This window comes from Comamonas sp. C24C (assembly GCF_053345995.1).
In genome coordinates, this window is record NZ_JBKFBC010000003.1 from 114,052 (window position 1) to 125,132 (window position 11,081).

11 protein-coding genes are annotated in these 11,081 nt (G+C 64.9%); 5 read left to right on the forward strand and 6 right to left on the reverse strand.

Going from position 1 to position 11,081, the window contains the following annotated elements; genetic code table 11:
* Window positions 1-148 precede the first annotated feature (148 nt).
* Entirely contained in the window at window positions 149-1,678 is a 1,530-nt protein-coding gene (locus ACLBXN_RS07435; RefSeq protein ID WP_447611690.1) for a UxaA family hydrolase, read from the reverse strand.
* Window positions 1,679-1,725: 47 nt separating this feature from the next.
* Window positions 1,726-2,709, reverse strand: coding sequence for a Bug family tripartite tricarboxylate transporter substrate binding protein (locus tag ACLBXN_RS07440; RefSeq protein WP_211459697.1), 984 nt, complete (start codon window positions 2,707-2,709; stop codon window positions 1,726-1,728).
* Window positions 2,710-2,820: 111 nt separating this feature from the next.
* Between ACLBXN_RS07440 and ACLBXN_RS07445 the strand changes: the two genes are divergently transcribed.
* The gene (locus tag ACLBXN_RS07445) at window positions 2,821-3,756 is read left to right on the forward strand and encodes a LysR substrate-binding domain-containing protein (protein WP_447611691.1); all 936 of its coding nucleotides are present in this window, start codon (window positions 2,821-2,823) and stop codon (window positions 3,754-3,756) included.
* Window positions 3,757-3,846: 90 nt separating this feature from the next.
* The gene (locus tag ACLBXN_RS07450) at window positions 3,847-4,308 is read left to right on the forward strand and encodes a DUF1801 domain-containing protein (RefSeq protein ID WP_447611692.1); all 462 of its coding nucleotides are present in this window, start codon (window positions 3,847-3,849) and stop codon (window positions 4,306-4,308) included.
* Window positions 4,309-4,425: 117 nt separating this feature from the next.
* Here the strand turns inward: ACLBXN_RS07450 and ACLBXN_RS07455 are convergent, their stop codons facing one another.
* A complete protein-coding gene (locus ACLBXN_RS07455; protein WP_211459701.1) occupies window positions 4,426-5,514 on the reverse strand; it encodes a tartrate dehydrogenase in 1,089 nt (362 codons plus the stop codon).
* Between the two features lie 129 nt (window positions 5,515-5,643).
* Here ACLBXN_RS07455 and ACLBXN_RS07460 point away from each other — a divergent pair, with 129 nt between their 5' ends.
* Window positions 5,644-6,579 carry a LysR substrate-binding domain-containing protein gene (locus ACLBXN_RS07460; RefSeq protein ID WP_447611851.1) on the forward strand — a complete coding sequence of 312 codons (936 nt, stop codon included), beginning with the start codon at window positions 5,644-5,646 and terminating at the stop codon, window positions 6,577-6,579.
* Between the two features lie 107 nt (window positions 6,580-6,686).
* Here the strand turns inward: ACLBXN_RS07460 and ACLBXN_RS07465 are convergent, their stop codons facing one another.
* Both ACLBXN_RS07465 and rpsU read right to left on the reverse strand, forming a co-directional pair.
* Window positions 6,687-7,133, reverse strand: a complete 447-nt coding sequence (locus tag ACLBXN_RS07465) for a GatB/YqeY domain-containing protein (protein WP_050872150.1) — start codon at window positions 7,131-7,133, stop codon at window positions 6,687-6,689.
* Window positions 7,134-7,317: 184 nt separating this feature from the next.
* Window positions 7,318-7,530 carry a 30S ribosomal protein S21 gene (gene rpsU, locus ACLBXN_RS07470; protein WP_003052999.1) on the reverse strand — a complete coding sequence of 71 codons (213 nt, stop codon included), beginning with the start codon at window positions 7,528-7,530 and terminating at the stop codon, window positions 7,318-7,320.
* A 479-nt stretch (window positions 7,531-8,009) separates the two neighbouring features.
* Between rpsU and ACLBXN_RS07475 the strand changes: the two genes are divergently transcribed.
* Window positions 8,010-9,059 carry a BMP family protein gene (locus ACLBXN_RS07475; protein ID WP_447611693.1) on the forward strand — a complete coding sequence of 350 codons (1,050 nt, stop codon included), beginning with the start codon at window positions 8,010-8,012 and terminating at the stop codon, window positions 9,057-9,059.
* A gap of 89 nt (window positions 9,060-9,148) precedes the next feature.
* On the opposite strand, the gene ACLBXN_RS07480 is transcribed toward ACLBXN_RS07475, so the two are convergent.
* Window positions 9,149-10,423 (reverse strand): NAD(P)/FAD-dependent oxidoreductase, encoded by a 1,275-nt coding sequence (locus tag ACLBXN_RS07480; RefSeq protein WP_447611694.1) that lies wholly within the window; start codon window positions 10,421-10,423, stop codon window positions 9,149-9,151.
* 193 nt (window positions 10,424-10,616) lie between these two features.
* On the opposite strand from ACLBXN_RS07480, the gene ACLBXN_RS07485 reads away from it, so the two are divergent.
* The coding region (locus tag ACLBXN_RS07485) for an acyl-CoA thioesterase (RefSeq protein ID WP_447611695.1) at window positions 10,617-11,081 on the forward strand (465 nt) is incomplete at its 3' end.

The following is an 11,081-nucleotide window of genomic DNA, read 5'->3' on the forward strand; positions in this document are numbered from 1 at the left end:
CTGGCAGCGGGTGTCCAGGCGCCGGCGATGAAGTTGGCGCTGCGCTGCAGTTCGGTGCGTTGCAGTCTGAGTGGCGTGGCGTTCATGGTGAAAATCGCAGAAAGTGAAGATCGGATAAGGGCGCAAAGCTCTGGAAGATGCGTTTTCCTCAGCTCACGATGCCCAGGTGCCAGGGCACGAATTCATGGTCGCCCAGCCCCAGGACTTCGCTCTTGGTCTGTTCGCCGCTGGCATGGCGCAGGATCTGCTCGAAGATCTGCTGACCCAGCTCGGGCACGGTCAGCTCCCCGTCGACGACCACGCCGCAGTTGATGTCCATGTCTTCCTGCAGGCGCTGGTACATGGGCGTGTTGCTGGCCAGCTTGATGGTGGGGGCGGGCTTGCTGCCGAACATGGAGCCGCGGCCCGTGGTGAAGCAGATCAGCTGGGCGCCGCTGGCGATCTGGCCGGTGGAGGCCACCGGGTCGTAGCCTGGCGAGTCCATGAAGACGAAGCCGTGTTCGGTGATGGGCTCGGCATATTCATAGACGGCGCGCAGCGGTGTGGTGCCGCCCTTCATGGCGCTGCCCAGAGACTTTTCAAAGATGTTGGCCAGGCCGCCGGCCTGGTTGCCATGACCGACCACGCCGTTGAACTGGGCGTTCTGGCCGGCTGCGTAGCGTTCCCACCAGGCCAGGCGGTCCAGCAGCTTCTGGCCGACTTCGGGACTGATGGCGCGGCGCGTGAGCATGAACTCCACGCCATGGATCTCGGGCGTCTCGGACAGGATGGCCGTGCCGCCGTGGCGCACCAGAATGTCCATGGCTGCGCCCAGGCCGGGGTTGGCCGTGATGCCCGAAAAGCCGTCCGAGCCGCCGCATTCCAGGCCGATCTTGAGGTGGGCGGCGCTGACGGTGCTGCGCCGGGCCTGGTTGGCGATGGGCAGCATTTCTTCGATGGCGGCAATACCTGCTTCGATGGTGGTGCGTGTGCCCCCCACTTCCTGCATCACCAGGGTGCGCAGCAACTGGCCTTCCTTGAGGCCTTGCGAATCCACCAATGCATCGACCTGGTTGCGCTCGCAGCCCAGGCCCACGATGAGCACGCCCGCCAGGTTGGGGTGGCGCGCATAGCCGGCGAGGGTCCGGCGCAGCACGTCGAAGTGCTCGCTGGGCGAGGACATGCCGCAGCCGCTGCTCTGGGCAAAGGCGGCCACGCCATCCACATTGGGAAAGGCTGCCAGCCGCTCGGGCGTGAAGTGGGCGGCGATGCGCTTGATCACGGTGGCCGAGCAGTTGACCGAGGACAGGATGCCGATGAAGTTGCGCGTGCCCACGCCGCCGCCCGCTCGCACAAACCCCTGGAAAGTGGCGCGCTGTTCCTCGGGCACATAGTCCACGGGCCGTACGTCGGCACCGAACGACGGGTCGCGGTAGTAGTCCACCAGCTTGAGGTTGTGGCTGTGCACATAGTCGCCAGGCTCCAGGTCGCGTGTGGCGACGCCGATCACCGTGTCGTACTTCTTGACCTGCTCGCCTTCGGCGATGCGGCGCGCCGCGATCTTGTGGCCGGCCGGCACCTGGGCGCGCGTTCGCACTCCCAGCTCGGGAATGTCCTGGCCCAGGGCCAGGGCGGTCTTGGCCACCAGCACGTTGTCGTTGGGGTGCAGGTGCAGCAGGGAAGAAGAGGAGGAGAGCATCTTGGAGTCCGGGGATGGCGGGCTTGAGGCAGTGGGGCTGCGGCGCGTCAGCGCATCAGGTCGCGCAGTTTGAGTTTGTCGATGAGCACGGTTTCCTTCTGGTAGATCGTGTTCACATACTTGGCGTAGTCAGGGCCGTCCAGGTAGAGCAGTGGCGCGTCCAGCCTGTCGGCCACGGACTTGAACTCGGGGCTGGCCACGGCCTGGCGGAAGGCATCGCGCAGCTTGGCTTCGACGGCAGGCGGCAGGCCCTTGGGCGCACCGATGCCGTTGGGCGCATCGACGACCACGTTGTAGCCCAGGTCCTTGAGCGTGGGCACGTCCTTGAAGCGCGGCGTGCGCTGCTCGCCCCAGGTGGCCAGCAGGCGCAGCTTGCCGGCTTCGACATGCGGTGCCCAGGAGCTGGAGTCGGCCAGCGCATCCACATGGCCGCCCAGCACGCCCTGCAGCGCTTCGGCGCCGCCCTTGTAGGGAACATGGCTGAGCTGGATGCCGGCTGCTGCCGCAAATTCCTCCATGCCCACATGGGTGGCACCGCCCACGCCGGCATGGGCGTAGGTGATGCTGCCGGGCTTGGCCTTGGCGGCGGCGACGAAGTCCTGCAGGGTCTTGAAGCGCGAGTTGGCGGGCACGGCGATGCCGAAGGTCTGGCCCGAGGTGCGCGCGATATAGGTGTAGTCCTTGCGCGGATCGGCCTGCAGCGTGCCCAGCTGGGAAAAGCGCGTGACCGAGATCGGGATCTGGCCGATGGTGTAGCCGTCGGGCTTGGCCGAAGCCAGAGCCTTGGAGCCGATCATGCCGGAGGCTCCGGCGCGGTTTTCCACGGCAATCGCCTGGCCCAGGATGCGGCCGGCCACGGTGCACAGCGCGCGCATGGACTGGTCGGCCGTGCCGCCGGCAGGCCAGGGGCAGATGAAGGTGATGGGGCGCTCGGGCCAGGTCTGGGCCAGCAGGCGGGTGGAAGTTCCGAGCGTGGCTGCGCCGAGGGCGCCGAGCACAAAGCTGCGCCGGCTGCTGCGTGGGGGGATCATCGCGTGTCTCCTGTCGTTATTTGAACTCCTAGCCCCGATTGTTCAAAACTGCTCCATGACAATCCAATGAAAAGATAGACTCTCTTCATAACTAATAAGTAATGAAGCCCCATGAGCAAGATCGATCGTGTGCTGCGCTCCAACCTCAAGTTGCGCCATCTGCAGCTGCTGGTGGCGCTGGACCAGTTTCGTCACCTGGGCCGCGCTGCCGAGTTTCTGGCCGTGACCCAGCCCGCCGTCTCCAAGACCCTGGCCGAGGTCGAACGCATGCTGGGCATGGCGCTGTTCGAGCGCTCCACGCGCGGCACCGAGCCCACGGCAGCGGGTGTCAGCATGGTGCGGTTTGCGCGCTCCGTGCTGGCCGGTTTCGAACGAACGCGCGACGAGATGGCCGCCGAGGCCAGCGGCGCGCGCGGGCGCACCAGCGTGGGTGCCATGGTGGTGGCCACGCCGGTGCTGCTGGCGAGCGCCGTGGAGCGGCTCAAGGCGCGTTCGGACCAGACCACGGTGATGGTGGAGGAAGGGGATCTGACGCGCCTGCTGCCCAAGCTGCGCCTGGGCGAACTGGATCTGTTCGTGGGACGGCTGGAGCCCGGCTATGCCGCGCCCGACCTGGAGACCGAGGCGCTGTACGACGATCCCATGGTGGCCGTGGTGCGGCCCGGTCATGCGCTGCTGGCGCCGGGCGCGGCCAGCTGGCAGGCCCTGGCGGAGCAGCCCTGCGTGCTGCCGCCGCCCTGGGCCTCGCTGCGCGTGAAGCTGGAGCAGCAGTTCTATGCCCACGGCCTGCATCCGCCGGCCGACATCGTGGAGACCGCGTCCTTTCTCTCGCAGCTGACCTTTGTGCACCAGCGCGGCGCCGTGGCCTTCATGGCACGTGGCGTGGCCCGCTGCCATGCTGCCCTGGGTACACTGGCCATACTGGATCTGGTCGTGCCCATCGATCTGCCGCCCGTGGGGCTGATCACCTTGCGCGGCCAGCCGCTGACGCCGACCACGGGCTTGCTGGTCGAATGCCTGCGCGAGGTGGCCAGGGGACAGGGCTGAGCCCGACGCCATCGGCAAGTCCGCAGGGCGCCGTTTCACATGCCATGTGGGCCTTGCGCATGGGACCGAATTGATGAAGGAGAGCTGTCCATGAGCACCTCGCTACCCGCGTCTTCCACCGGGCCCGTCAGCGGTCCCGAGGCTTCGGCTTTGATCGATGCCAGGATTGCCAGCCTGGACGACTGGCGCGGCGCCATGCTGGCTCGCGTGCGCGCGCTGATCCGCGAGGCCTTGCCCGCTGTGGTGGAAGAGCTGAAATGGCGCGGAACGCCCGTATGGTCGCAGGACGGCATTCTGTGCACGGGCGAGACCTACAAGGCCGTGGTCAAGCTGACCTTCGCGCATGGCGCGGCCCTGGCCGATCCGGCCGGCCTGTTCAATGCCAGTCTTGAAGGCGCCACGCGCCGGGCCATAGACCTGCATGTGGGCGATGCGCTCGACGGTGCAGCGTTCCAGGCGCTGGTGCAAGCCGCTGCACAGCGCAATGCCCAGGCCCGGTCGGCCAGGAAATCGGCTTCGCAAGCCAAAGCCAAACCGCGGTCTGAAGCCTAGGTCGCCGCAGCCGGTGGTCCTGGGCGTGCAGGCGTACAAAAGCACCCCGGTGCAGGTTCAGCCTGCGCGGGGTGCTTCTTGTCTTGAATCGGGCCGGCTGGGGCCAGCCCGGAGTCATCAGGCGTTGGCGATGGCCGCGGCGATGGCTTCGCCCACCTCGGTGGTGTTGGCCTTGCCGCCCAGATCGGGCGTCAGCGGACCGGCCTTGATCGTGTGCTCGATGGCGGCCACGATGGTGTCGTGGGCCTGGCGCCAGGCACCTTCGCTGCGGCCCAGGAAGTCCAGCATCAGCGCGCCCGACCAGACCATGGCGATGGGGTTGGCGATGTTCTTGCCGTAGATGTCGGGTGCCGAGCCGTGCACGGGCTCGAACAGCGAGGGGAAGGTGCGGTCGGGGTTGAGGTTGGCCGATGGGGCCAGGCCGATGGTGCCCGTGGTGGCAGGGCCCAGGTCGGACAGGATGTCGCCAAACAGATTGGTGGCGGCCACCACGTCGAAGCGGCCGGGCTGCAGCACGAAGCGGGCGGTCAGGATGTCGATGTGCTGCTTGTCCAGCGTGACTTCGGGGTAGTCCTTGGCCACATCGTCGGCGCGCTTGTCCCACCAGGGCATGCTGATGGCAATGCCGTTGCTCTTGGTGGCCAGCGTCACGTGCTTCTTGGCGCGGCTCTGGGCCAGATCGAAGGCGTACTTGAGCAGGCGGTCGGCGCCATGCTTGCTATAGACCGATTCCTGGATGCAGATCTCGCGGTCCGTGCCTTCAAACATGATGCCGCCCAGGGCGGTGTACTCGCCCTCGGTGTTCTCGCGCACCACGTAGTAGTCGATGTCGCCGGGCTTGCGGCCGGCCAGGGGGCAGGGCACGCCTTCGAAAAGGCGCACCGGGCGCAGATTGATGTACTGGTCGAATTCGCGGCGGAACTTAAGCAGCGAGCCCCACAGCGAGACATGGTCGGGCACGGTGGCGGGCCAGCCCACGGCGCCGAAGAAGATGGCATCCATGTCCGAGAGCTGGGCCTTCCAGTCGTCGGGCATCATCTGGCCGTGTTCGGCGTAGTAGTCGCAGTGGGCCCAGTCGAAATGGTGGAACTCCAGCGGCAGGTCGAAGCGCCTGGCTGCGGCTTCCAGCGCGCGCAGGCCTTCGGGCATGACTTCCTTGCCGATGCCGTCGCCGGCGATGACTGCAATCTTTTTGGGAGTGGACATGGTGCTCTCTCGTGAATGTGTTGGGTGGCGAGGCAGCGGCTCAGCCTGTGCCTGGCGGTATTTTTGCACCTTGCATAACTGAATACAATTGACTGATCGTGGCCTGATTGTTTACAGATCGTGCAGAAAATGCCCTCGCCAGAAGACCTGCGTGTCTTCACCACCGTGGTGCGCAAAGCCAGCTTTGCCGAAGCTGCGGCCGCGCACAATGCTTCGCCGGCCTTTGTCAGCAAGCGCATCCGCCTGCTGGAGCAGGAGCTGGGCGTGAAGCTGCTGCATCGCACTACACGGCGGGTCGCTGTCACGGAGCAGGGCGAGCGCGTCTACCACTGGGCGCAGCGCATTCTGGACGAGGTCGAGCATCTGCTGCAGGAGGTGGATGTGACGCGCCGCCAGCCGCGCGGCCTGCTGCGGGTGTCCACCAGCTTCGGCTTTGGTCGCAATGTGGTGGCGCCCGCGCTGTCGCAGCTGATTGCGCAATATCCGGCGCTGCAGCTGCGCCTGGAGGTGTTTGACCGCATCGTCGATGTCGCGGCCGAGGGCTTCGATCTCGATGTGCGCGTGGGCGACGAGATCGCGCCGCACCTGATTGCGCGCCATCTGGCCGATAACCATCGCGTGCTGTGCGCGGCCCCGGCCTATGTGCAGCGGCGTGGCAGTCCGCGCACGCTCGACGAGCTGGCTGCGCATGACTGTCTGGTCATCAAGGAGCGTGACCATCCCTTCGGTGTCTGGAAACTGCGCTCGGGCAGTCAGGAGCGCAGCGTGAAGGTGACCGGGCCGCTGTCCACCAATCATGGCGAGATGGCCGTGCAATGGGCGCGCGACGGCCATGGCATCGTGCTGCGCTCGCTCTGGGATGTGGCGGCCGATCTGCAGGCCGGCAGCCTGCTGCAGTTGCTGCCCGAGTGGCAGCAGCAGGCGAATATCTGGGCGGTCTATCCGACGCGGCTGGAGCGCTCGGCCAAGGTGCGGGTCTGCGTCGAGTTCCTGCAGGAGTTCTTCAGCAAACAGGTGCCCACGGGATTCAGGAATGCTATGAAAAAAGAAGCTGCTATCGTTTGATATACATGAATTTCAGACTGTTTTTAATCTGAAAGATATGTACAGCAAGCGCAAGCAGCTTCTGTTTTTGAGCCTGATGCCGCGTGGCGGCTCAGGCCGGTTGCCAATTACTTTGTCAGCGCGGCCTTCACGGCAGCGGACACCAGGCCCATATCGGCCTTGCCGGCCAGCTGGGTCTTGACGGCGCCCATCACCTTGCCCATGTCGCCGGGGCCGGAGGCGCCCAGTTCGGCCACGATGGCCTGCACGGCCGCGGTGATCTCGGCTTCGCCCATGCGTTCGGGCAGATAGACCTTGAGCACTTCCATCTCGGCCTTTTCCACATCGGCCAGATCGGCGCGGTTGGCGGCTTCGAAGGCGGCGATGGAGTCCTTGCGCTGCTTGATCAGCTTGTCGACGATGGCGATGACGGCGGCGTCGTCGAGCTCGATGCGCTCGTCCACTTCCTTTTGCTTCATCGCGGCCTGCAGCAGGCGGATGGTGCCCAGGCGTGCGCTGTCCTTGGCACGCATGGCGGTCTTCATGTCTTCGGTAATCTGGGCTTTCAGGCTCATGGCTTTCTCCTTGGGGTGGGCGAATGGTGGTGCGCCGTGTGAACGGCGTTGACTATCCATGCGCTGGGAGGTCACTGCGCGGCCGGGCAGGCTTGGCACAGTGGCCAGAAAACAAAAAACCCGCGCCTGGCGTCCCGAGCGCGGGTTTGCGGCTGTTTTAAGGCCGACTGGTCCTAATCAACGATTAGTACAGCTTCTTAGGCAGTTGCATGCTGCGAACGCGCTTGTAGTGACGCTTCACGGCAGCAGCCTTCTTGCGCTTGCGCTCGGCTGTGGGCTTTTCGTAGAACTCGCGAGCACGCAGATCGGTCAGCAGACCCAGCTTTTCGATGGTGCGCTTGAAGCGGCGCAGGGCAACTTCATAGGGCTCGTTTTCTTTGACGCGGATGGTAGTCATTTAATTTCCAGATATATCTGTGCTGACAGAGGGTTCTCGGGAAGATCGGGCCTGAGAGCCGTGTACAGCGGTTTCCCCGCCACTTTTTAACTAGTATGGCCGACGGGGTAATGCCAGCAAAGTCGAGCATTATAGACCAAGACTTGGGCCGCGTCTGCATAGTGCAGCCAAGCCGTCCCGCGCGGGCCGCGATGACAGGGCTTTGCCGCAGCAGGCTGGCGTTGCCAAAGCCCCGATCCAGGCGCTGCCATTGTGCGCTTGCGACTGTCTTCATGCCTTTGCTGCGCGCAAGGTGCAGGCCTTGGCCGGGCTGCCCCAAGCCCATGCCGGTGTCGCTGGGCTCTGGGGTTTGTGTGGAGCATCTTGTGCACGGAAATTGCATACAGTTTAAGAGCTCTGTTTCTTGATCCAAGTCAGGAAGCGAGTGACCTGGTGCCTGTGCGCATCGCTGTCTTTTCCGTGTCCAAGGAGCTTTCATCTTGTCCAGCGCTTCTCATTCCTCATCGGTTTCGCGTCGTCAATGGATGGCTTCGGCCATCGCCGTCCCCGGCCTGCTGGCGCTGACGGCCTGTGCTGGCAAGGCCCAGGCTCCGGGCGCTGCTACGACCGGCAATTCTCTGGTGGTGGGCGGTCTGTTTGCCGGCTCGCGTAGCGACAAGGGCTTTATGGAGGCCGGCTGGCGCGGTCTGGAAAAAGCGCGCCAGGAGCTGGGCGTGCAGACCCGTTTTCTCGACGGCATGGCACCCAGGAAGGAGTTGCTGGAGCCGGCTCTCGCGCAGCTCGCGGGGCAGGGCGCGCAACTGGTGATTGCCCATGGCGGGCAGAACAATCAGGCCGCAGCCGAAGTTGCGGCGCGTTTTCCCAGGACCCAGTTCGTCGTGACCCAGGGCGCGGTGCAGGGGAGCAATCTTTGCAGCTATGACGTGCTGCAGGAGGAGTCGGCCTATCTGGCCGGCGTGCTGGCGGCGCTGACCACCAAAACCGGTGTGGTCGGTCATATGTCGGGCATTCGCGTGCCCCCGGGGCTCAAGGGCCGCGCCGCCTATGCGGCCGGCGTGCGCGATACCGACCCCAAGGTCAAGCTGCTGACGAACTTCTCTGGCGATCAGGACGACAACGCCTTGTCGCACCGCATCGCCAGAGCCCAGATGGCAGCCGGTGCCGATGTGATCTTCACCATGCTCAACTCCGGCCGCGATGGCGTGACCCAGGCCTGCCGTGAGGCGGGCACGCGCCAGATCGGCAATGTGATCGACTGGACCGCGGTGGACCCGCAGGTGTTCGTTGCTTCCGCCTGGGCCGATGTGGGTATTGGCGCATTCTTGGCCGTCAAGGACATGCAGGAGCGCGGTGCGCCCGGCCCGGGTATTCGCAAGATCGGCCTGAGCGATCCGGCTGCCGTGCGCCTGACCATGGGCCAGGCAGTGGCGCCCGCTGTACGCGAGCGCGTGGCCAGGGCGTCCGCAGCCATCTCCTCGGGGCAGCTCAAGGTTCCAGAGCACTATGAAGGCCCGGAGTTTGCGGCCTGAGCGCAGGGTGGGCCCTGGGGCTGCCCGCAAAAAAGGATGGTTCGGCCATCCTTTTTTTTGATGGCGGCCGCCGCTCCGATTTCAGTGGCTCAAGCCTGGACCGACTGCTTTTCCGCCATGGCCTGGGCGCAGGCAGCGGCACTGGCCCAGGCCCACTGGAAGTTGTAGCCGCCAAGCCAGCCCGTGATGTCCACCACCTCGCCTATAAAGTACAGGCCCTGGCGGCTCTTGCACTCCATGGTTTGCTGGGACAGCACCTTGGTATCCACGCCGCCCAGCGTGACCTCGGCTTTTTTGTAGCCTTCGGTGCCCGTGGGGGTGATTTCCCAGCGCGACAGCTGCTCCGCCAGTCTGGCCAGGGCCTTGTCGCCGGCCTCGTTGATGGGGCGCTGCAGCTCGGGCATGCGGCTGACCCAGGCATCGGCCAGGCGCGCGGGCAGGTGGGCGGCCAGCTCGTTGGCTACCAGCTTGCGTGAGTGAAGCTTGGCCTGGGCCAGCACCTCGGCCAGATCCACGCCAGGCAGCAGATTGATCTGCAGCGGGGTGCCGGGTTTCCAGTAGCTGGAGATTTGCAGCACCGCAGGACCGGAGAGGCCGCGATGGGTGAACAGCAAATCCTCGTGGAAGCTCATGCGCTCCTTTTTGCTGCCGGTGCTGATTTCCACGGGCAGGGCCAGACCGGCCAGGCCTGCGTAGGGCTGCCAGCCTTCGCCGTCGAAGGTCATGGGCACCAGGCCGGGTGTGCGCTCGATCAGAGGCAGATCGAACTGCTGGGCCAGCCGGTAGCCGAAGTCGGTGGCGCCGATCTTGGGAATGCTCAGGCCGCCGGTGGCAATGACCAGATTGGCAGCCTGTACCAGGCCACGATCGGTTTCAATCTGATAGCTGCAATCGCTTTCTGTGTCTGGGTTTGCCGGTGAAAACACCACTTTCTTGACCTGGCAAGGCTGCCAGCGCTGCACGCCGCCCGCCGTGCACTCGGCCAGCAGCATGGCGATGATGTCCTCGGCCGAATGGTCGGCAAACAGCTGGCCTTGGTGCTTTTCGTGGTGGGCAATGCCGTGCCTGTCCATCAACGTGATGAAGTCGGCGGGTGTGAAGCGCGACAGGGCAGAGCGGCAGAACTGGGGGTTCTGCCCCACAAAATGCTTGTGTGGCGCACGCACGTCCAGATCGCGGTTGGTGAAGTTGCAGCGTCCGCCGCCCGAGATGCGGATCTTCTCGGCCACCTTGGGCGCATGATCGATCAGCAGCACCTTCAGGCCCTGCTGGCCGGCCTGGGCCGCGCAGAACAGGCCGGCGGCGCCGGCGCCGATGATGATGGCGTCAAAAATCTGGAAAGGGACCTGTGGGGTGGAGGACACGGCGGGCAGGGCGCTGAAGCACGAACAACAAAGCCGGTCATTGTCCCAGATGGCCGGTCACTGGGGTTTGAGGGGCTGACAAAGTCCCGAAATGCGCGGATCGTGATGCCTGTGCAGTCGCCAGCCCGTTGTCCTGTTGGGGTATGCGGCAAGCCTCTGCATGTGCCATGGATCACTTCTAGAATCGCGCCCCATGAATACACCATCCCACCAGCTGAGCATGACCGTGCTCATGTCGCCCGACATGGCCAACTTCTCCGGCAATGTGCACGGCGGCGCCATCTTGAAACTACTGGATCAGGTTGCCTATGCCTGCGCCAGTCGCTATGCGGGCCGCTATGTCGTGACGCTGAGCGTGGATCAGGTGATGTTTCTGCAGCCCATCCATGTGGGCGAGCTGGTGACTTTTCTGGCCAGCGTGAACCACACCGGCAAGTCGTCCATGGAAATCGGCATCAAGGTGATTGCCGAGGAGATTCGCAGCCAGGTGGTGCGCCATGTGAACAGCTGCTTCTTCACCATGGTGGCCGTGGACGATGACAAGAAGCCTGCCCCCGTGCCCCCGCTGCAGCTCGAAACCGACGAGGAAAAGCGCCGCTGGGACGCCGCCATCGTTCGCAAGGAACTGCGCAAGGAACTGGCCGAGCGCTTCGCCGAG

Coding starts and splice junctions, on each gene's coding strand:
- ACLBXN_RS07435 (WP_447611690.1), bottom strand. CDS start 1,678: ATGCTCTCCTCCTCTTCTTCCCTGCTGCACCTGCACCCCAACGACAAC.
- ACLBXN_RS07440 (WP_211459697.1), bottom strand. CDS start 2,709: ATGATCCCCCCACGCAGCAGCCGGCGCAGCTTTGTGCTCGGCGCCCTC.
- ACLBXN_RS07445 (WP_447611691.1), top strand. CDS start 2,821: ATGAGCAAGATCGATCGTGTGCTGCGCTCCAACCTCAAGTTGCGCCAT.
- ACLBXN_RS07450 (WP_447611692.1), top strand. CDS start 3,847: ATGAGCACCTCGCTACCCGCGTCTTCCACCGGGCCCGTCAGCGGTCCC.
- ACLBXN_RS07455 (WP_211459701.1), bottom strand. CDS start 5,514: ATGTCCACTCCCAAAAAGATTGCAGTCATCGCCGGCGACGGCATCGGC.
- ACLBXN_RS07460 (WP_447611851.1), top strand. CDS start 5,644: ATGCCCTCGCCAGAAGACCTGCGTGTCTTCACCACCGTGGTGCGCAAA.
- ACLBXN_RS07465 (WP_050872150.1), bottom strand. CDS start 7,133: ATGAGCCTGAAAGCCCAGATTACCGAAGACATGAAGACCGCCATGCGT.
- rpsU (WP_003052999.1), bottom strand. CDS start 7,530: ATGACTACCATCCGCGTCAAAGAAAACGAGCCCTATGAAGTTGCCCTG.